The organism is Acinetobacter sp. Li1LvA2, assembly GCF_056156705.1.
The window spans coordinates 103,454-125,108 of the sequence record NZ_JBSICF010000005.1 but is presented as its reverse complement, the minus strand read 5'-3'; the positions used below and the strand labels follow the sequence as shown (position 1 = coordinate 125,108).

General features: G+C 37.1%; 20 protein-coding genes and 1 pseudogene. 9 read left to right on the top strand and 12 right to left on the bottom strand.

Translation table 11 applies throughout. The features are described 5' to 3' along the window. Positions 1-130: 130 nt before the first annotated feature. Genes ACS604_RS11780 through ACS604_RS11770 form a run of 3 tightly spaced genes read left to right on the top strand, consistent with a single transcriptional unit; the run spans position 131 to position 1,434 of the window. Positions 131-745, top strand: a complete 615-nt coding sequence (locus tag ACS604_RS11780; protein WP_474771899.1) for an RNA polymerase sigma factor — start codon at positions 131-133, stop codon at positions 743-745. Next, on the top strand, positions 735-1,055 hold the full coding sequence (locus ACS604_RS11775) for a hypothetical protein (protein ID WP_004643705.1): 321 nt from the start codon (positions 735-737) through the stop codon (positions 1,053-1,055). The genes ACS604_RS11780 and ACS604_RS11775 overlap by 11 nt, the downstream gene beginning before the upstream one ends. Continuing rightward, on the top strand, positions 1,045-1,434 hold the full coding sequence (locus tag ACS604_RS11770) for a DUF3106 domain-containing protein (RefSeq protein WP_004790640.1): 390 nt from the start codon (positions 1,045-1,047) through the stop codon (positions 1,432-1,434). Before ACS604_RS11775 ends, ACS604_RS11770 begins: the two co-directional genes overlap by 11 nt. Before the next feature lie 92 nt (positions 1,435-1,526). Here ACS604_RS11770 and ACS604_RS11765 read toward each other — a convergent pair whose 3' ends face one another. The 4 genes from ACS604_RS11765 to cxpE all read right to left on the bottom strand — a co-directional run bounded on the left by ACS604_RS11765 (position 1,527) and on the right by cxpE (position 8,064). Then, entirely contained in the window at positions 1,527-3,950 is a 2,424-nt protein-coding gene (locus ACS604_RS11765) for a CSLREA domain-containing protein (RefSeq protein ID WP_474771854.1), read from the bottom strand. A gap of 15 nt (positions 3,951-3,965) precedes the next feature. Then, the gene (rbtA, locus tag ACS604_RS11760; RefSeq protein ID WP_474771853.1) at positions 3,966-5,816 is read right to left on the bottom strand and encodes a rhombotarget A; all 1,851 of its coding nucleotides are present in this window, start codon (positions 5,814-5,816) and stop codon (positions 3,966-3,968) included. 335 nt (positions 5,817-6,151) lie between these two features. Next, entirely contained in the window at positions 6,152-6,850 is a 699-nt protein-coding gene (gene hda / locus ACS604_RS11755) for a DnaA regulatory inactivator Hda (protein ID WP_144732148.1), read from the bottom strand. 20 nt (positions 6,851-6,870) lie between these two features. Continuing rightward, positions 6,871-8,064 carry a chloramphenicol efflux transporter CxpE gene (cxpE, locus tag ACS604_RS11750; protein WP_004790632.1) on the bottom strand — a complete coding sequence of 398 codons (1,194 nt, stop codon included), beginning with the start codon at positions 8,062-8,064 and terminating at the stop codon, positions 6,871-6,873. A 135-nt stretch (positions 8,065-8,199) separates the two neighbouring features. Between cxpE and purM the strand changes: the two genes are divergently transcribed. Both purM and purN read left to right on the top strand, forming a co-directional pair. Further along, complete coding sequence (gene purM / locus ACS604_RS11745; RefSeq protein ID WP_004790630.1) at positions 8,200-9,270, top strand: phosphoribosylformylglycinamidine cyclo-ligase; 1,071 nt, start codon at positions 8,200-8,202, stop codon at positions 9,268-9,270. Further along, complete coding sequence (gene purN / locus ACS604_RS11740; protein WP_004790628.1) at positions 9,267-9,896, top strand: phosphoribosylglycinamide formyltransferase; 630 nt, start codon at positions 9,267-9,269, stop codon at positions 9,894-9,896. The genes purM and purN overlap by 4 nt, the downstream gene beginning before the upstream one ends. Before the next feature lie 67 nt (positions 9,897-9,963). Here the strand turns inward: purN and ACS604_RS11735 are convergent, their stop codons facing one another. Both ACS604_RS11735 and sppA read right to left on the bottom strand, forming a co-directional pair. Then, positions 9,964-10,773 (bottom strand): alpha/beta fold hydrolase, encoded by an 810-nt coding sequence (locus tag ACS604_RS11735; protein WP_353155114.1) that lies wholly within the window; start codon positions 10,771-10,773, stop codon positions 9,964-9,966. Positions 10,774-10,794: 21 nt separating this feature from the next. Further along, a complete protein-coding gene (gene sppA / locus ACS604_RS11730; RefSeq protein ID WP_004790623.1) occupies positions 10,795-11,811 on the bottom strand; it encodes a signal peptide peptidase SppA in 1,017 nt (338 codons plus the stop codon). Positions 11,812-11,944: 133 nt separating this feature from the next. Here sppA and ACS604_RS11725 point away from each other — a divergent pair, with 133 nt between their 5' ends. Then, entirely contained in the window at positions 11,945-12,928 is a 984-nt protein-coding gene (locus ACS604_RS11725; protein WP_474771852.1) for a lysophospholipid acyltransferase family protein, read from the top strand. On the opposite strand, the gene ACS604_RS11720 is transcribed toward ACS604_RS11725, so the two are convergent. From ACS604_RS11720 to ACS604_RS11710, 3 genes are all read right to left on the bottom strand, one after another. Then, positions 12,881-15,313: a DNA internalization-related competence protein ComEC/Rec2 gene (locus ACS604_RS11720; protein ID WP_474771851.1), complete on the bottom strand. Its 2,433-nt coding sequence runs from the start codon at positions 15,311-15,313 to the stop codon at positions 12,881-12,883. The genes ACS604_RS11725 and ACS604_RS11720 overlap by 48 nt on opposite strands. Before the next feature lie 83 nt (positions 15,314-15,396). Further along, on the bottom strand, positions 15,397-16,083 hold the full coding sequence (locus tag ACS604_RS11715; RefSeq protein ID WP_474771850.1) for an ABC transporter ATP-binding protein: 687 nt from the start codon (positions 16,081-16,083) through the stop codon (positions 15,397-15,399). Continuing rightward, the gene (locus ACS604_RS11710) at positions 16,076-17,311 is read right to left on the bottom strand and encodes a lipoprotein-releasing ABC transporter permease subunit (protein WP_004790618.1); all 1,236 of its coding nucleotides are present in this window, start codon (positions 17,309-17,311) and stop codon (positions 16,076-16,078) included. Before ACS604_RS11710 ends, ACS604_RS11715 begins: the two co-directional genes overlap by 8 nt. A 149-nt stretch (positions 17,312-17,460) precedes the next feature. Here ACS604_RS11710 and ACS604_RS11705 point away from each other — a divergent pair. Next, positions 17,461-17,541, top strand: a pseudogene (locus ACS604_RS11705) (PilZ domain-containing protein); the annotation flags it as partial. 29 nt (positions 17,542-17,570) lie between these two features. Here ACS604_RS11705 and ACS604_RS11700 read toward each other — a convergent pair. Next, a complete protein-coding gene (locus ACS604_RS11700) occupies positions 17,571-18,479 on the bottom strand; it encodes a DMT family transporter (RefSeq protein ID WP_474771849.1) in 909 nt (302 codons plus the stop codon). 7 nt (positions 18,480-18,486) lie between these two features. After that, on the bottom strand, positions 18,487-18,975 hold the full coding sequence (locus ACS604_RS11695; RefSeq protein WP_014207405.1) for a YaiI/YqxD family protein: 489 nt from the start codon (positions 18,973-18,975) through the stop codon (positions 18,487-18,489). 245 nt (positions 18,976-19,220) lie between these two features. On the opposite strand from ACS604_RS11695, the gene ACS604_RS11690 reads away from it, so the two are divergent. After that, the gene (locus ACS604_RS11690; RefSeq protein ID WP_474771848.1) at positions 19,221-20,162 is read left to right on the top strand and encodes a hypothetical protein; all 942 of its coding nucleotides are present in this window, start codon (positions 19,221-19,223) and stop codon (positions 20,160-20,162) included. A gap of 33 nt (positions 20,163-20,195) precedes the next feature. Next, positions 20,196-20,342, top strand: a complete 147-nt coding sequence (locus ACS604_RS11685) for a hypothetical protein (RefSeq protein ID WP_004790612.1) — start codon at positions 20,196-20,198, stop codon at positions 20,340-20,342. A 59-nt stretch (positions 20,343-20,401) separates the two neighbouring features. On the opposite strand, the gene serC is transcribed toward ACS604_RS11685, so the two are convergent. Beyond that, the gene (gene serC, locus ACS604_RS11680; RefSeq protein WP_474771847.1) at positions 20,402-21,481 is read right to left on the bottom strand and encodes a 3-phosphoserine/phosphohydroxythreonine transaminase; all 1,080 of its coding nucleotides are present in this window, start codon (positions 21,479-21,481) and stop codon (positions 20,402-20,404) included. Between the last annotated feature and the right edge of the window lie 174 nt (positions 21,482-21,655).

Below are 21,655 nucleotides of genomic sequence, written 5' to 3'. Positions count from 1 at the left end.
TTGTGAAAAAAATCAATTACACTAGTAAAAAATAACCGATTGTTGTCAACCTCCCACCTCTTTTCAACGTTATATAAGAGATATATTGAAGATAAGGTGGGTATGTCCAATGACAGGATTTTCCATCTCCATGGATTTAGCACCGAAAAAGTCTCGATCGGAAACATCTAGTGCTCATGCAAGCACGGCTGAACAACGCCTGAAAGTTTTCATGCAAGATGTTACTGGTCGCGCTTTGGTGATGATGGAGAGTGCTACCCAAGGTCAACAAGGTATTGCAATGGATTTGGTTCAAGAAGCATTTATTGCTTTACACAAATCTTATGCCGATAAAAGTACTGAAGAATGGTATCCCCTGTTTTATACTATTTTAAACAACAAACTTCAGGACTGGCGCCGCAAAGAATCTCGTAGAGCAAACCCATTTTCATTCTTCAAAAAAGTTAGTCTGGATAATGACGAAGATGAAGTTATTGATGTAGTTGATGAAAAAGCCATTAATCCTGCGGATTTTCTTGATCAAGCAGTGACTATCGAAGAAATTCGAGAAGCAATTTCAAAGCTACCTGTTCGTCAACAACAGGCATTTATGTTACGTGCGTGGGAAGGTTTTGACACACACACAACAGCTCAGATCATGAACTGTACTGAAGGTAGTGTAAAAACCCATTATCACCGAGCAATTCAGGGACTTAGAGAGTACTTAGCCCATTTAAATCCCTTGGGAGGTTCTGATGAATCATGATGATTTCACTAAAAAGGTGACGTCTAAACTTGATAGTTTGGCACATCACCATAAAAATAAAACAGTGGTCATGAATCATGTGCTTGACCATATTCAACAAAAACCAGCCTCTTTTTATAGTGTCTGGAAAATGTCTGGTTTTGCACTTGCAGCTGCGATCACAGGTTTTGTAATTTTACCTAATTCAGCAGATATTGTTGATAAGCCGCAAAATCAAGTGATTGTAAATCCTAAATTATCTCCACAAATGGTAGAAGATTTAGAAATGCTAATGGTCTTGGGTGAGGATAAAGTACAACATGGCAGCTAAAAAATTAGCACTTATCCTTTGTTCATTAAGTTTCCTGCAAACGAGTTTTGCAGGTTTTGAACGATTTTGGATTTTTTCTAAGGATGCCAATACACAAGTTGATGACACATGGAATGCTCTTTCTGAAGAGGAACAACGTGCAGTTATTAAACGCTACCAGAGCTTAAAAGAGTTACCAGCGAATCAAAGTACGAACCTACAGCAACGTATGGACTGGTTTACTCAACTTCCCGATGCTGAAAAAGAAAAAATGCGTGAAGCATGGCAAAAAATGAGTACACAAGAGCGTAATGATTTACGCCAGCGTATGCTTAAAGCGAATGGCGAAGAAAGAACAGCTATTCGTGAAGAGTATATGAACAAGTATTTAGAACATTAAATATACTCTGTAAAATTCGTATGAAGTGACTTTAATGTCTTAAATAATTTTTTATAAAAAAGCCTCCAATTGGAGGCTTTTTTTCATATCGTTTATTTACGGTAGCGTCTATAAGCTATTAAACCAAGTAAGGATGCTAAAGATAAAATTCCGATGCTACCACCTCCGCCTCCATTACTATTTCCACCGGCAGCAGTATTACTGCTAACTAAACTCAGAGTACCAGCATTTGAAATTTTATTATCAGCGTCATATACGTAATAAGTTAACGTATCATTGAAGTTATTAAAACTGTTCTTAGCCTGAATATAAATATTGCCGCCATAACAAGTATTATCCTTATCATCGCCTGGGCAAGGGCCTTCTCTATCTGCCTTAACTACTGTAAAAATTCCATCTTTTGAGCTTTTACTTGGTAAATAGATAGGCAAGTCTGCAAACTGAGGTTTATTTGGCTTTGTAATAAGTGTATTAGCTGGACCATCCCCATCATCATTTGCATATTTAAGTAAATTCAAAGGAATCATTTCATTTGCTAAATATTGAAATACGACCTTATTATCACTTACTACTGGTGCAATGTTATCAAACTTCGCTTCTATCAAACCTGTTGACTGGATAGTTCCATCCTTAGTACTTACGGTATACTTACAATAATTATTGTCGCCAGCTGTTGTAATTAAATCATCTAATCTATAAAAAATAATTTGTTGTAAAGCCGCATTCCACTCACATTTAAGTACTTTTTCTTCCTTATCTTTAATATTATATACTTTATCATCGATTAGCCCGGTCCCAATTGTCTCGACTTTAATATTGTAGTCTGTGCTATTAAAAAACTTTAGAAGATGGCTACTATCTTCATTTGGCAAAGGTAAACCATTTGCTTTCAAATCAATATAGATCGCTCGATATTTTGCATTTGCTTTAGTTTGATCAAGAAGATTTTTATAATTTGCCAAATCTTTTTTTAGAGCATCCCACAAATATGAATAAAGTGGATTAGTGAGGTTTTTTTCTGCAGTATCATATTGTGTTTGATAGCCCTCAAGTAAAGTCGTAAGTGATTCATTACCCAAACCTTTTAAATCACCAGCAGTCAATTTCATTAATTCTACTGAGCCTATATCACAGCTATTACGAGCAATATTTACTGGTTGATAATATAATTTATTAGTTGGAAGTCGAGCTAAACCACGTTGATCTATATTAGCACATACAGCTTTACCATCAGAATCTACATCTATCAGATCTTCTTTTCCTTCTGATAATTTTAGTGGAAAATAAAGCGGTAAGAAGCCTGTTACTGCTGTAGCATCATGGCGCTCAAGTAAAGAGTTAAATGGAACACCAGAAATATCAATTGTCTTATTAGCTGAAGAAAGTACTTCTGTTGGCAAATCACATTTGTCTGTACTATTACTTAAATTTAGTGCATTAAATGATAACCTAAGACCCGAGTTTTTCAAATCAGCTGCTGAGCCTGCCAGATATCGACAAGCATAACCATTTGGATTATATCCAATTATATTAAAATTTAATTCTTTTCCACCTAAACTATCATAAAGGAAAGTAGTATTGGCACTGTTCTCGACAATCGTATTATTTTGTAGTTTTAAACTACTTCCACCACTTAAAATGGTTGATGGATTCGTTGTACTACCAGGAATCGCATCTCCTGTAAATTTTAAAATTCCCCCATTTACAGTACTTGCAATATTTTGAGCAATCGTATTAATAGTAAACTCAGCTTTCGGTTCACCACAAAATTCAAATGTACTAGCAGAATTATTTGAACCATTCTTGATAATACTTGAAGATGTAAAAGTAACGTCTCGTTTGGCATATTCAGTACCATTAAGACAACTCATTGCTAATACACTACCAGTCGTTGCCTGATTGCCTTGTAATAACGAGTGAGTTACCGATAAATTTACTCCGCTACCACCAAGAAAGACAGCGCCACCTTTCGACGCTTGCGAATTCAAAATTTGAGTATTTAATAAGGTAACATTACCACCCGCATAAATAGCACCGCCTTGATTTGAAACCCTACCATTTTCTAAAATAATATTTTGCAGAAATAATGCTTTTTGATTTTCTGCTGTATTAAATATACGTGACTTACCTGCCGCATTAATACGAGTTTGAAGAAGAGGTAAAGCAGGATAATCATTTGTTAGTACATTCTTTTCTGACCAAATTTTATCTTGCTCACGCTCTCCGAAACCATAAATAGAAATATTAGCATTTGGGACTAATTCCTTATTTAAAGTATAAGTTCCAGCTTTTAGCTGAATTACCTGATCAGTATTAAGATTAAAAACAGTACATCCATAAGCCGATTTACGGGTTTCAGCAACTTTAATAGCTTCTCTTAATGAACATGCATTCGCATTTTCACCATCTTCATCAGCAAAAGTTGTAACCTCAATTCTTTGATTTGTGGTATCAGCAAAAAGTGGCATATTTGCAAGTACAGCTAATGCTAATAATGCTTTTTTATAATTTTTCATAGTCCTCATCCCTGATTATGACTTGAAACGGCGCAAAGCAATTAAACCCAATAAACTTAAAATAAAGCCGCCACCAACACTGCCCCCACCTCCAGCACTCACAGATTTGTCTTCAATTCCAGATACAGGGTCCTGAACAATTCTTGTCGGGATAGTGATATATTGAAACTCTACGCCTTCATTAAATCGAGACACACTCGTAACAACCTGAATGCTAAAAATATCTGCACCATGCCAGTTCCCATTCGGCGTATAAATTACATTCCCATTTTGATCTAGAGTTATAGTACCTTTAGAGACTGGAGTATCCGTACTTTGTCTAATTCGAAAGCATCCAGGTTGCCATTCTTTGCCATCAGCACGCTCACCAAATAAACGTTTGCATGTAGCTGGAGTAACTAAATCTGCTTCACTTAAAGAACCCAGAATATTAAATTTAGCAACTTGGCCATATCTAATATCTTGACCTACTGAAGACATTTCTGTGTTTAATATATATTCGATTGCACCAAGATCACACAGCTCATCATAACCGCTACGTTTTTTCCCACGTTGATCAACGCTTTCACAGCTTGCTAATCCTACTGAAGTGCCGTCACTATATAAACGACCTTTATTAATAATTAAGGAGTCAGCTAAAGTATTATAACTTTCTAAAAGTCGAGGTTTAAAAAAACCTAAGAAGCTATCTTTAGGAGTATTAAAAGGACAAAATAAGCCTTCTTTTGCTGTTACATCACAGACACCTTCATCTGTGCTACCTGCTATTAATTTTTCATTAGCGGGATAAAGAATATTAGGGAGCTTAGATGTCGCATTCCTATTACATTCTGTTGTAACTAAATTACTTTGTATAATTGCTTTATCAGTAGTACTAGCCTGACAGTTGATCGTATTTCCAACTAAAACACTATTTGAGATAGAAGCATTACCTTGCGGAGCATCTAGAAATAATCCTTTATCATTTTTAATCATCGTAATGTTATTAACAAACATTCCATCCCGAATATTTGCAATAAAACCTACCTTATTGTGGAAAAAAGTACTGTTACTCAATCCAGTATCGCGCTGACTTAAATATCCAGCTGTGCTTGCATCATCAAATTTATTTGCATTAAAAAAAAGTGATCCAGTTACAGAACTAACTTCATTATCTCGGATTACAGACTGAGTGACCAAATACAAAGGCTGTTCACTATAAATTACTCCACCTTCTGTTGCTTTATTATTTTGAATAAGAGTATTGGTAATAGTGACGAAACCATAAGTCTGACCACTTTTCGCGACCAGCCCTCGATTATAAATTGCTCCCCCTTGAGCTGCGTATCCATCGATTAAACGTGAATTTTGGATCTTCAACATTTCATGATTATCGATCAATCCACCAGTAAAGACTTTAGATTTTAAACCTGCACCTTGTAAATTAAGATCAGTTAGAGAAACCGAGAGCGATGCCTTCTCAACACTTTCATCATCAATTTTAAATAACTGATCTGTACCAATCATTTTTATTGTAGCGTTATGTGAACCTGGTTGATCGGTATCAACTAACGTAGAATCATTCTTAACAGTACTGATTGTTAATGGTGCTGTAATCTTTATTTTTTCATTAAGTGTGTACTCTTTATCCCTTTGCAGAATAATATTTGTTGAGTCACTACTCGCACAGCCGTGATAACCATCTTTTACAGATGCAACAACAGTAGAATCACTTGAATTACGCTTATTTAACAGTTCTACAGCTTCACGCAATGTACAGAGCGTATCGTCTTTATCTTCATCAATTAAGCTTGTGACTTGAATATCGGCAGAATAAGCGTGTCCAGCAGCAGCCAATAAAGCAAAAGCAATGCTCCGTTTGAGCATACCCATCTCCTTACATCTTTTTTTCATTTTTCTTTGTCAAAATTGCAAAATTTCCGCTTTTGCAATCGCATCCTTTGTGCGTACTTTGTCACAGCAAGTAGAATTTCTCAAGACATTTTGGTCGGTCTGTAGAGTCATTTTTAAACCAGCTTACAAAAAGCTTCATACATTTAAAAAACTTTTTTAAATACAAAAATGTGAATGGTTTAAAATTAGAAGAAGCTTTAAAAGATGTAGAAGTAAGTGCTCTGAAATTAGAAATCTTATGTCAGAGACTCTATTTTTAATAGTTTTTATATGCGCAGGCGAGGCAATAAGACAAGATTAAAGGATATCTATTGTTGATATTCATCAATCAAAGCATAAATTTGTCTTAAAGTTGCATTGGAAAGTTTTGTTTTTTCGCCTTTGAGAAGTTTTTCTAACTGAGCAACTGTCTGTAGTAAAAGAGAAGCTTGATGAGGACCATGTAATAATAAATAGTCAACAATTTGCTGATCAAAATGGATACCACGTCTAGACATTACAGACGTAACTAAAGAGTAGCGGTCCGCATATAAGCTTCCACTCGGTACTTTAACACTAACAGCTTGCGTAAGTCGTGACTGTAAGTCTGGCAATTCTAACTTTAATTCGATAGGCGCTACACGTGAAGAAAATACTAGCTGTCCTTCGTGATTATTCATTAAATGGAAGACAGCTTTTTGCCAATGAGGCACACCACTAATTGATTCAATATCATCCAAAGCGACAAGATCATAATGCTCTAAAGAAGTAATTGCTTCGATAGGAGCATCGAGGAGTTCAAGCAAAGAAACTTTAATTGCAGATTTGCCTATTTCTAAATAAGAGTCACAAATTGCGGAAAGTAAGTGACTCTTTCCTGTCCCTGCTCCACCGTAGATGTAAAACCTACTCACTAGACCTGCATGTAGTTGACGCACAGCATCGACTACATTCCCCCAACTTGGTCCCGAAAAATCACTGATTCGGGCATCAAGTTGAGGTTCTATATCCAGTTGGAGTTGACGCATATATTGAATTAACCTTGAAATTATTTCTGGTTAGGGGATTTCAGTTCATCTGTATCTTGCTGTGTTTTAACTTCAAGATCAAGCTTAGTGCTTTCGGTTTCTACATGAATTTGCTCAATATCGCCATGTTGGATCACTAATGTAGAAGGTGGAGCATAAAGTGAGCTTCTTTCATAATTCTCTCTTAAATGCTTCAACAACACTACAATAACAGCCGCAACAGGCAATGCAATTAACATTCCCAAGAAACCTGCAAGCTGTGCACCTGCTAATACGGCAAAAACGACTGCTACAGGAGATAAACCAATTTTATCTCCTAGTAGGAATGGCTGAAGAATATACCCCTCTACGGCTTGGCCAATCATGAAAACCACACCAACCAGTAATAAATGCATCCAGTCCAATCCGAACTGGAATAAGCTCGCGATAACCGCAGCAATAATACCGACAGCAAATCCTAGATAAGGAATAATACTGGCAAGACCAGCCACCATACCAATAATAAGACCAACTTCCAAACCAATGAGCTGTAAACCAACTGCGTATACCACGCCTAGCAATAGCATGACGAGAAACTGACCTTTAACAAACGCTCCTAAAACGCTATGGCATTCACCAACGATCTGTAAAGTAGTTGCTTCATATGGGCGTGGAATGAGACGGCGTAAGTTTTGTAGCATACGGTCCCAGTCTAATAAAAAATAAAAAGCAATAATTGGAATTAGAACAACTGTTCCACCAATTTGAATAAAATTGAGCCCTGATTGTGCAAGCTTTAATAAGACAGCTTGAATACTATCGGCACTGTAATTTGTCTGAACATAATCCATGACAGCTTTGGACATTTGATCAGTATCAATTTCCATTTGCTGAACATTAAATGTCGAAGAAACCCATGGCAATAGTTCTGCATTAATCCAGTGAATACCTGCTGGAATGCTATCTCGGGCGTAAACCAATTGTTTCCAGATCAGAGGAACCAAATACCATAATGCAATGGTTAGTGTTACACCAATTCCGATGAACACCACGCTAATTGCTAACCAGCGCGGCAATTTGATTTTTACCAGAACATCAACGAGTGGACTGAATAAATAAGCCAGGAAAAAAGCACCGATAAAAGGAATGACTACAGGCTTGAGTAAGTACAATACCCATACCAGCAATACAATACCTGCGAGTAAAAGAATACGGCGCAGTATACGATCTTGCATAAAATCTAGCCTTTTTTGATTTAATCGTTATAAATGAAAAAATATTTTTATTAAAGATAGCATTTTCGAGCATAAATAACATAAGAGTTTCGTATATTCAGGTTATAATCTGCCGCCAATGCGGAGACTTCATTTATGAGCAACTCAACTTCTACCCCAAATACCGGTTTAAGCTATAAAGATGCGGGTGTCGACATTGAAGCGGGCGACGCACTGGTCGATCGTATCAAGTCAGTCGCTAAACGTACAAGTCGTCCTGAAGTAATGGGCGGTCTTGGTGGCTTTGGTGCACTATGCAAAATTCCTAAAGGTTATGAAGAGCCTGTTTTAGTTTCTGGAACCGATGGTGTAGGAACTAAATTACGTTTGGCACTTAATCTTAATCGTCATGACACAATCGGCCAAGATCTTGTGGCTATGTGTGTAAATGACCTTTTAGTTTGTGGTGCAGAACCATTATTCTTCCTTGATTATTACGCGACTGGTCACTTAAATGTTGACGTTGCTGCAAATGTTGTTACCGGTATTGGTAAAGGTTGTGAGCTTGCAGGTTGCGCACTTGTAGGTGGTGAAACCGCAGAAATGCCAGGCATGTATGAAGGCGAAGATTACGATCTTGCTGGTTTTGCGGTTGGTGTTGTTGAGCAAAGCAAAATTATTGATGGCACTAAAGTAAAGTCTGGTGACGTACTTATCGGTGTTGCATCAAGTGGTGCTCACTCAAATGGTTACTCATTACTACGTAAAATTTTAGACGTTAAAAACGTTGATTTAACTCAAATAATTGATGGTCGCCCTCTTGCAGATGTTGCAATGGAACCAACACGTATTTATGTAAAACCAGTTCTTGAACTTTGCAAACAAGTTGATGTGCATGCTATGGCACACATCACTGGCGGCGGTTTACCTGGTAACTTACCACGTGTATTACCAAATGGTGCTCAAGCGGTCATTGATGAAGCTTCTTGGGAATGGTCTGAGTTATTCCAACTTCTACAACGCGAAGGCAATGTAGAGCGCTTTGAAATGTACCGTACGTTTAACTGTGGTGTAGGTATGGTCATTGCTGTTGATGCTAATGATGCTGAAAAAGCAATTGAAGTGCTTAATGCTCAAGGTGAAAAAGCTTGGAAAATCGGACACATCCAAGAAAATGCTGAATCAGTGGAAGGTGCAGACGAAAAAATTCGTGTGATCTTTGCATGATAAAAATTGCTGTTCTAGTCTCTGGGAACGGCAGTAATTTACAAGCCTTGATAGATGCAAATCTATCAGGGCAAATTGTAGGTGTACTGTCTAATAAAGCAGATGCTTATGCTCTAGAGCGTGCTCAAAAAGCCAATATTGCTACGGCCGTTATTTCTCATAAAGACTTTCCAACTCGTGAAGTGTTTGATGAAGCAATGCATCAACAGCTGTTAGCTTGGCAAGTGGATGTGGTTATTTTAGCCGGTTTCATGCGCATTTTAACTCCCACCTTTGTCAACAAATGGCAAGGGAAAATGCTGAACATACATCCCTCACTTCTTCCAGCTTATAAAGGTGTGAACACTCATCAACGTGTTTTAAACACAGGTGATCGTTTACATGGTTGTACCGTACACTTTGTAACGGCTGAACTGGATTCTGGTCAATCAATTGCCCAATCCGCTATTTCAGTTAAAGAACATGATACTGCCGCTTCATTAGCAAATCGAGTGCATGCACTTGAGCACTTTATCTACCCACAAGTAGCAGAGTGGTTATGTAACGGTCAACTTACGTGGAAAAATGGTCAAGCTTATTTCCGTGATCAAGTTCTTGAACACCCTATTCGTTTTGCAAATTGGTAAAACTTTTTACTTAAAAGCAAAAATAAAAAAGGACATGCCAGCATGTCCTTTTTTATAAGTCTAAAAATTAATTTGGCTGATGATGAATCAATTTCTTTATAGAATTCACTGTATCAATTGGATGCTCTAGAGGGAACATATGCCCCCCTTCAACCACAGTAAACGGAATTCCCATTTTTCGCTTTGCCATTTGAGGAAAGCCTCTTTTTAAGAAATCACTTCTTTTACCCACTACTAAATGCACAGGCATCTTAGGTTTTGGCATAGGCAACCACCACCAAGAAGGATTCTTACGGAAAATTGCAACTTCATCCTCACGAGAAATCGTTAAAGTAACTCCGCCACGGACCGAATCTTCTTTCAAAGCATAGTCGATGTAGGCTTGAAAACAATCTTCATCAAAATCTTTATAAAATCCTTTAGGACGTAGTAACTCAGCAGCCTGCTCTCTCGAGTCCCAATGTTCACGACGGCGTGCAGATAAACCTGCTGGAGTCATCGCATCAACCAATTTAGGACGAAATAGTTTTGCCATGTGAAATGCAAATGAATATCGCCCTAAAATAAGAGGCGGATCTAACATAATGACTTGAGAAAAGAGTTCAGGACGCTGAAAAGATGCCATCAACGTTAAAACCGAACCGAGAGAATGGCCAACTCCAATCACTTTACGTCCTTTCGCCTGTCGTACAATACTGTCAATTACCTGATCAACCAAAGCAGGCCAATGGTTAGTCACAGGATAACGTTTATCAGGACCAATCAGAGGAACATAAATAATGTCATATTCCCCTTTCAACTGGTCAAACAGTTTTTGATACACTTTTGATGGCACGCCATTCGCATGAGCAAAGTGTATAACTGGTTTCATTGACATACCGCTATCCTAAAACAGATTTTATTGTAATTTTGCGCTTTGACGAGTCTGCACTTCTTGAGCAATAGATTCACTTACCCCTTGCCCGATTTGTGCCCCCATACGACCTAAAATGGATTGTAATGGGTTGCGCTCAATTGTGTAGTCAACTTTATTATCAAGGTTTAGTTCACGCATCAAGCTCGTAATGTTACCTGAACGGTCAGCAACGCCCAATTGGATTGCTTGTTCGCCAGTCCAGAATAAACCAGAAAAAATAGCTGGATCGTTCGATTTCAAACGCTTTCCACGCCCTTCTTTAACTGCAGTGATAAAGTGAGTGTGGACATTATCAAGAACAGATTGAATATGTTGCTTTTGCACAGGATCAATCGGTTTTGTCATACTTAAAATGTCTTTATTCGTTCCTGCCGTTAAAGTGCGATCTTCAATGCCAAGTTTCTGAGCTAAACCAGTAATCCCATAGTTAGGCATGATCACACCAATTGAGCCGACTAGACTTGATGGATTGACAATAATCTCATCCGCAGCAGACGCAATATAATAAGCACCTGATGCGCCCATATCACCAATCACAGCGTAAACCTTTTTATCTGGATGCTGTTTTTTCAAATAACGAATCTCTTGCCAGATTTCATCAGACTGAACTGGGGAACCGCCAGGTGAGTTAATATTAAGTGCAATAGCTTTACTATTTGAAGCTTCAAAAGCACGTTTAAGCGCTTTATTGGTATCTTCACTATTTACTGATTGATTACTCGAAGCATCAATAGTTCCAATAATATCCACTACAGCCAAATGGGCACTACTGCTACTTACAGCAGAGCCTTCTTTGCTGGTTGAACAGCCTTTACCCATGAGTACAATAATGAATAATAAATAAATAAAAGTTAATGTTTTAAAGAAGATTCCCCAACGGCGACTACGGCGCTGCTCCTCTACTGAAGCAAGTACAGCCTTCTCAAGAATTTGCCATTCTGGTCCATTTTGTTTAGGGATTATAGGTTCATTTTGTGGTTTTGGTGGCCAATCGGACATAAAATTCCAATCCAAATTAATCTAAAATGATGTCATTATATACGTTGATTTGATAAAAACTGTCTAAATAATATGATTTCATTTATAATAATTTTATCTTTTTTTAATTATTGCTTCCTTTTTACCGCGATAGATGACCAAATTAGATACAAAAAGCATGAACTACTACCTACTCAAAACTTTTAGCCGCCAGCCAATTCAATTTGGACGTTTTCTTGCTCGTATGTTGGCAGGGTTAATCAATACTTTAAAAATTACTAAAACATCAAAAAGTATAGAACTAAATCTACAAATCGCCCTTCCACATTTAACGCCACAGCAGCGAATAGAAATTACGCAACAAGCTATTCGTAATGAAGTCACCTCATACTTTGAATTTTTAAGTATTTGGGGCTCATCAAATAGTAAGAATATCGAAAGAATTCATCATATTGAAGGTGAGCATTACTTTCATGAAGCACTTGCAGCAAAAAAAGGTGTGGTTTTGATTGTTCCACATTTTGGTACATGGGAAATCCTGAATGCTTGGTGTTCACAATTCACTTCAATGACAATTTTATACAAGCCAGTAAAGAATGAAGATGCAGACCGTTTTGTTCGAGAAGCACGTAGTCGTGAACAAGCTCACTTGGTTCCTACTGACGAAACTGGTGTAAGACAAATTTTTAAAGCCTTAAAACAAGGTGAAACTACCGTAATTTTGCCTGACCATACCCCTAACGTCGGCGGCAGTATGATCAATTATTTTGGTGTTCCGCTTGCCTCAAGTAATTTAAGTACCAAGCTTATTCAAAAAACTAAAGCAAAAGCTTTATTCCTTTACGCGATTCGTAACGAAAATGACGGTTTCACGATGCACGTTGAACCTATGGATGAGAAAATCTACGAAGGTAGTGCAGATGATGGAACTTATGTCATTCATCAGGCTATTGAACAACTCATCCATCGTTATCCAGAACATTACCATTGGAGCTATAAACGTTTTAAAGCAAATCCTGCTTTAGATAATATTTATAATATTGATCCAACTGAAGCTCTTCAAATTGTGGATAAGCTTAAAGCAGAAGCTTCACAAATTTCTGTGAAGCCAAGTACGCTCGAAACGTCGAGTGTATAAAATCATTTGATGATTCTCATATACAAAACTTAATGTTCCTTGCTCAACTGTGCTTTTAAATGGAATATTAAGTTCTTGTATTCTCGCTAAAACCCCTTTGCTTGGATGACCATATCGGTTATTAAAACCGGCAGACGCAATAACAAGCTTGGGGTTTAACTTCGCTAAGAAGTCATAGGCTGAACTATGCTTGCTACCATGATGACCTAAGACCAAGACATCTACCTTTAAATCAGGATATTCTTTCATTAGTTGATATTCTGCTTCCCACCCTGCATCCCCCATAATTAAATAGTTTTGATAACCATTAATCTGTTTTAAATGAATATAAACCACACAAGAATATTGGTTTTGATTTAAAGAAACTAAATTTAAATCTTTTTCTTTAGGCCAAAGAATTTTAATATCTAATTGTGGATATTGCCATTTTTGCCCTTGATGACAATAAGTAAAAGGTTCTTTAATTTGCTCTTTCCATAATTCATTTGATATGACTTGTTTAATAGGAAAAGCTTGCGCGATAGAAGGAAATGCTCCGCTATGATCTTGGTCAAGATGAGATAGTACGACGTGATCCAGTTGTCTAATTCCCTTTTGACGTAAATATGGAATCACCACATTTTGACCAATACTAAAGGCTTTCTCATCATAAGAACCGCCTGTATCTATGAGCCATGTCTGCTCTGGATGTTGCAAGAAAATAGCTTGCCCCTGTCCCACATCTATAATATTTAATTGAATTTGCTGGGACGACTTATTTGGAATAACCAAGGGTAAACAGCATATGAGTCCCCAAGATTTTGGTAAAACCCCACGCGGTAAAAATAAGATAATAATAACGAAGCTAAGGCAAACTAAATCAAGTGTTGTCAGGCTAAAGCCTTGTAATGGTAGAGATAATTTCTCTAAAAGACTAAAGCATGTCAGCACCATACTGAGCAAAATATCATTAATTTGAAAAAATAAATTTCCAATAGGATTAAAAATAAGCCATATACAAGCAGCAAAAATATTTAAAGGAACAATTACCCCTCCGAGTAAAGGCACCGCAATAATATTTGTAAAAGGCGCAACCCATGAAATCTGTTGAAAGAAAACCAACATTAAAGGACATAGAGCAATAAATATTTTGCCTTGAGAATCAATTAAGATTTTGCCGAAAAGAATGATTCTAGATAACAGACTCATTGAAACTAGTTTTGGAACTTGTTCTATAGTTTGATAAATACGTAATAAAATAAAGCAGGAACCATAAGAGAGCCAAAAGCCTGCAGATAAAACACTGAAAGGATCGAAAAATAAAAGTAGACTTGCACTATAAACTAACAGTGAAAATGGCTTAACAGGCAGTTTGATCAATAATAAAGAAGCAAATAAAAATACTGAAAGTAAAGTTCTTAAGGCGGGAATTTCAAAACCAACAAATGCCGTATAAATCAAAACACCGAAACATAATGGAATCATGGCCCAAATTTGTTTAGGCTGATACAAGTAAAGCTGCGGATAATAACGCCGTACTAATTGATGTAATCCCCAAGACAAGATGATGGCAAAAATGAGCACATGAGGCCCTGAAATCGCCAACAAATGAGAGATTCCTAATTCCTTAAATTGATTTTTAATCTCATCATTTAAGAGACTTTCGTCCCCTGTTAATAAAGCTAATAATAGCCCTTTATTTTGCAAAGGAGATTTTTGTAGCATCAATCTAAATTTTAGACGCAATTTTTCTATATTTAATTGTTGTCTGTTAAAAAACTTTTGTTGCTCTTTTAAATGATGTTGATAACCCAACCGATACATTTCATTAGAGCTTAAAGACTCAATATGCTGAACACTAAAACCAGACATTATGTCTCGCTGAATAAACCATTGTTCTTGATCAAAAGCTCCTGCCACTGCATAGCTATGAGCTGGTCTGGTTTTACCCGAAATTCGATAGTAATGACCTAATTGTAATTTTGGTTCATCTATCGCTGAGTTTACTTTTTGGCTTTTTAAATATAATAGCCAGTTAACGGGATGTAAGGACTGCCCTAATACCTGAACGGGTTGCTGTGTTTTATCTTCTTTTTCTTCACTTATGTGGTCTACATACACAACTATATCTAAAGATTTAGGCTGCATTTGTCGCAGTTGTAATCTTTCATTTAAGGCATTCTGAGCATATTGATGTCCTATAGTAAAAAGACTAATAGCGCAGACTAGACAGTAAATGGCTTTTAATATGAGTCGATTTAAAAATGTATGCCCCTTAAAAATATAAAAAATAAAACCTATAACGATTAATACTTTACCGATCCAACCATATTGCATGATGAGAGGGATATCTATCCCCATAAATGCAATACCCCCAATCCACCCCATTAAAATAAATTTTAACATTCAACGTCATAATCATTATCTTTTTAGGGGCAAAATTAAAGCCCAACTGAGTGGGCTTTAACAATGTGATTTAATGACAATTTTTAAGAACCACTCACCCAGAGTCCATCTTGCATATGCAAAATAGAGTCAGCAGCCTGAGCTAAATGCTCATCATGGGTCACAATTAACATTGCCATGTTTAGTTCTTTCTTAAGATCTGTCAGTAACTCAAAAATACCTAGAGCTGTTTTACGGTCTAAATTACCTGTTGGCTCATCTGCTAAAACAACCGCTGGTTTGGTGACTAAAGCACGCGCTAAAGCCACACGTTGGCGCTCACCACCTGAAAGCTCACCTGGCTTATGGTCCATACGATGAGATAACCCAACTCGATCAAGTAAATATTCAGCTTGTGCTTTTACCGATTTAAATTGGCTATCCGCTCGAAGCATTAAAGGCATCGCCACATTTTCAAGCGCAGAAAACTCAGGTAATAAATGGTGAAATTGATAAACAAAACCGAGGTATTGGTTGCGTTGAAAACCACGCTCGGCTTCACCTAAATTATCAAAACGCTGACTATTTAAAAATACTTGCCCTTGAGTTGGTTGCTCTAAACCACCTAGCACATGAAGCAAAGTACTTTTACCTGAACCACTTGCACCGACAATAGAAACAAACTGCCCTGCTTCAACTTGTAAAGAAAGACCTTTAATGACTTCAACTTTAGATTTACCATCATCAAAATGTTTATATATTTCTTTCGCTTCTAAAACAATTTTACTCATAGCGCAAAGCCTCGGCAGGTTGAACTTTGGCAGCACGAAGCGCCGGATAGATAGTCGCCAAGAAACTTAAAAGTAAAGAAACAATCACGATAATCGTCACATCTTGCCATCTTAAATAAGATGGAAGGTAATGCACAAAGTAAGCATCAAATAGATTTAAGCCCAACACATTGTTAAACCATGAAATAATATCGCTAATGGTTAAAGCTAAAATAACACCTAAAACCGTACCTGCAACGGTACCAATCACACCAATCACGGTGCCTTGAACCATAAATATTTTAGTAATCATTGATGGCGAAGCGCCTAAAGTACGCAAAATTGCAATATCTGATTTTTTATCAGTTACAACCATGACCAATGACGAAACAATATTAAATGCTGCAACCACAATAATAAGTACAAGCAACAAACCAACTAGAGTTTTTTCCATTTGAATGGCATTAAACAAATTGCCATGCGTATAAGTCCAGTTCGTTGCATAGAAATTGCTTGGTAAACTTTTTACCAAATCATCGGCAACTTGTGGCGCTGCAAAAATATCATCTAGTTTTAAACGAACACCTTGGGCACCATCTGGTAAGCGTAATAAGGTTGAAGCATCATATAGGGCGATATAACCCACCATAGAGTCAACTTCAGCGCCTACACTAAAAATACCAACCACTTTAAAACGCTTGAAACGCGGTACTACACCTGCTGGAGATGGGGTTGCTTCTGGTAAAACCAATGTCACACTGTCATTTAGACGTAAGCCCAATGAATCAGCCATATCTTTACCAAGCACAATACCAAACTCACCTTTTTTAAGTGAATCTAAGCTTCCGGCAACAATATGATTTTGAATAATAGAAACATTCTTTTCATATTTTGGGTCAATACCCGTCACCATAATACCAGCGACTTGCCCTTGCGCGGTTAACATACCTTGCAATTGGGTAAAAGGTGCAACCCCTGTTACATGTGGATGATGTTCAACTCGCTTTACCAGTTCAGGCCAATCCGTAAGGATTTGTGTAGATGAAACTGTCGCTTGCGGCACCATTCCCAAAACACGGTTTTTCAATTCGCGATCAAAACCGTTCATTACAGAAAGTACCGTAATCAGCACTGCGACACCTAGTGTCAAACCGACCATCGAAACCAATGCAATAAAAGAAATAAAATGATTACTGCGTCTTGCGCGAGTATATCTCAACCCTATATACAGTGAGATTGGTTTAAACATACCTTCTAAATCCAAGGTGATTGATGGGAAATAGCAGATGCTAATGTCAAATTACATTCACATTTACTATTTGGCCATATCGTTAGATGCTGTATTAAGGTTTAAAAATCAGTAAGTTCTGATCTTCCCTTAACAATCCTAATATTATATTGCTGCGCTATTTTCTACTACTTAAGTTAGGAGATCAATTTGATCATGCATTTCGCTACGAATTAGAACAATTTAATGAATAAGCTCAACAAATTACCCCAATCTTCTCCTATTTAGACTTCATATGTTGAGCAAAGTTCCGGTTTGCCTGAATGTCTTTATAGAAATATAAAAAGAGTCCAGACAAGATGATTAAAGCCCCTACAAAAACCATAATCGAAAGTTGTTCATGATTTAAGGCAGCTCCAATCATCATAGCTAACATTGGTGTAATTACTGTAGTTAAAGATAAAGTCGTTGGCTGAATATTTTGTATAAGTTTGAAATAACAAAACATGGCGACTAATGAAGCCATGAGTACCGTATAAATTAAGGCAAATAAAGATTTAGCTTCTGGCAAATGTGTCGGTGCATATTGCCAAATAAATGGAATAAAACAACTAGCAAAAACAGAAGACACTAAAATAGAACCAGTTGCCTGAGCCATCGGCTGGATCTGAGCATTAACTTTCTTAACCCAGAAAATTGAAAAAGAATAAACAAACACACTGATCAGCATAAGGACAATACCAAACGGATGCACATGCTGATTTGCACCGCTCAAACAAATAATCGCTAGCCCACTAACCGCAATTGCCATACCCAACCATTGCAGCTTATAAAGTTGTTGGCCAAATGCAAACCGACCAATAAGCCCTGCCATAATAGGTGCTAAGCCAAACATAAGTGCAATCATGCCTGAACTTAAATATTGGGTTGCGGCATAAGTAAAAATTTGGGAACCAATTAAGCTAAAAGATCCGGCAATGTAGCTATGAATTGCTTGTCGATGAGTCGGAAAAGGTGTTCTTAAAATCAGTAATATGATGACTGCCAAAGGCAATGCAATAAAAAAGCGTAACAACAATGCCCACATCAGATGTAAATCAGACACACTCCAAACAATAGCCAATGGAGTGGTTGCCCAAATGAACACTAACAAGGCATAAGTTAAAGCCAAATTGGTTTGCGATGGCATGTGATGCTCACTTAGCTGTTTTACGTTTTTGCTTTAAAATTGTTTGATCTAATGAACTTGAAAATTCACGCTTATCTCGCTCGGAAATAGGCGGCGGTCCACCAGTTTGCACACCCGCACCACGAAGCGTATCCATGAAATCACGCAGATGTAAACGTGCTTTAACATTTGCAGTTGTATAGACTTCACCACGCGGATGAATAGCAACGCCCCCTTTCTCGATCACTTGAGCTGCCAGTGGAATATCTTGCGTAATGACAATGTCATTTTCAGTCATACGATCAACTATTTCTTTATCGGCCTGATCAGCGCCACTTAAAACTTGTATTGACTTAATACGAACAGAAGGTGTAATCCCAACATTTTGATTGGCAACAAAAATAACTTCTAACTGATAACGATCTGATGCACGCAAAATTACTTCACGTAAAATTTTTGGTAAGGCATCTGCGTCTACCCATAGCTTAAATGGCAGCACGTTATTCTCTATTTCCACTAAAAATCTAAGTCTAACAGATGCTTTTCGAAGGTGAGTAGAAATAAACATTAAACTTATTTTTAATTTCAACATTCAAGTTTTTATAGATGAAGCTTACTTTTAATTTATAAATAGAAGCCGCATTTCTCTTTAAATGACTAAATATGTGCTTTTACAAGAGAATTTACACATGATGACTTGAAAAATAGTAAACACCCTCGATTTAATATAACAAGTAATGTGAACCCAACAGCATCGTGCTTATGAAAAATCAAAACAGTCCAGAAGTAATTAAAGTAAATGACCAAAATTTTGGTAGTCATGGCGAACATTGGAATCTATTGACGTCCCATCCTGAAACAGATGTACCAAAATGGTTAGGACTAGCACTTGATGCACCAGTAATGCCAATGGGCTTATGCGAATATGAAGAAGATATGGATCAATCTTTTTGGTTGATCCAAGGCCCACAAAACCAAAAAGTTACAATCAACCAGATTATTGCTGTTGAAAACCAAAAGCCTCGAGCACTCAAAACAGCGTTTCCAAGTTTTGAAAGTCCATATCAATATAATGCAAAAATTGAACGTATCATTACTTGTGAGTCTGCAACGCAAGCCGTGTTAAGTTTAAGACTAAATAAAAATACAACTGTTTATGCATTTGATAATTTATTTAGCGTTAACGCTTGTCAATATGACAAAAATCAAAACTATCAAGTTCAATTTAATGCATGGGCATATGAATTAGAACCGGTTCCAGCAGGCGAGAAAATTGTTGTTGATGACCCAGCTTCAATTAAACATCACCGTGCATTAAATGCAATTTTGACTGAACATAATGGTGTTGCTCCTGAAAACCTACAGGAACTCATTAATGAATGGCAGCCAAAAACCCCAGAAGATCAAGAACCTGTAACTGTTGATTTTTCTAAAATGGTTGCATATTTATATGGCGAAAATCTTGGTCAAGAAGATGAAGCATGGTTCCAAGGTAATATTGTTGGTAAAACTTCTATGACATTTATGGGGGCAGAATATACTCTTTATGATGTCACTTTGGTTTTAGAAGATGATCTTCCTGCCATATTAGTGCGCATTGCGACCAAAAACGATTTGTATAAAAACTTTAATATTGGCGAATATATTCGCGGTAATATCTGGATTCAGGCGACTATTTGTGCTAAAAAGGGTGAAACTAATTGAATTTCACTAATATTTTAATAATTAGGTTATTGAATGAAGATTATACCCGAACAAACTACCAGCCTCATTCAATCTAGTAGCCTGCGCGTAAAGGTCGATACTGGTGCGTTTTGCTTTTTTGTATTGGGTATGTTTTTAGCTGCCATATTCATGCACCAACTTGGTTTAGTGCCTTTTTAGTTTATAAAATTTATTCAAAAATAAAGCCCTCATTTGAGGGCTTTATTTATTTGATTTGCTTAACCATTACGTTTTGCAAAATCATCCATAAAGCTAATTAAAGCCTGTACGCCTTCTAATGGTACAGCATTATAAATACTTGCACGCATACCACCTACAGAACGGTGTCCAGCTAAATTCAACAAATGGTTTGCTTCCGCTTCTTTTAAGAATTGCTTGTCTAAAGCTTCATCTGCCAAGGTAAACGGTACGTTCATAATTGAACGGTTCGGAATTGCAATCGGGTTATTGTAGAAATCACTTGAGTCGATATAACCATATAACAACTGAGCTTTTTCAAGGTTAACTTTATGGATAGCATCTACCCCACCCTGCTCTAACAACCATTCAAATACCAAACCAGACAAGTACCAAGCGTAAGTCGATGGTGTATTTACCATAGAACCATTTTTCGCTTGGTCACCATATTTTAAAATGCTTGGAATTTCTGGTTTAGCTTGATCAAGTAAGTCATCACGAATAATGACAATTGTTAAACCAGCAGGACCAATATTTTTTTGAGCGCCAGCATAGATCAAACCAAACTTGGTCACATCTAATGGAGCAGATAAGATGCTTGATGAATAGTCACAAACGAGTGGAGCTTTTACATCAGGAATTCCTGCGAACTGTAAACCACCAATCGTTTCATTATCTGCATAATGTACATATGCTGCATCATCAGACAAATTCCATTCGCTTTGATCAGAAATTGCGAACTTACCATCTACTTTAATACCAGCTTTTACAACATTAATGTCGCCATAACGTTGAGCTTCTTTTAACGCTTTTTCAGACCAGATGCCTGTGTCAATATAATCAGCTTTACTGTTCTTACCTAAAAGGTTTAAAGGAATCGCAGAAAATTGTAATGACGCACCGCCTTGTAAAAACAGTACTTTATAATTTTCTGGAATATTCATTAGCTTGCGTAAATCTGCTTCAGCTTTTTCAGCCACAGCAACATAGTCAGCACTACGGTGACTCATTTCCATGATGGATAGACCTTTACCTTGCCAATCCAACAATTCTTGTTGAGCTTTTTCTAAAACGGCAGTAGGTAATGCAGCAGGACCAGCACAGAAATTGTACGCGCGCATGATTTTTCCCTTGTATAAAGTCAAACACAATAAAAATGGCATTTAACCACAGATTGCTTAAGCTTGCAGCAGCTTCTCAAGTAAATATTTCAATGCTGGACTGTATTTAAGTTTATTTTTTCAATTATTGGTGCCGCTATTTACCTACTGTTAATTACTGCCTTCCAAATTTAA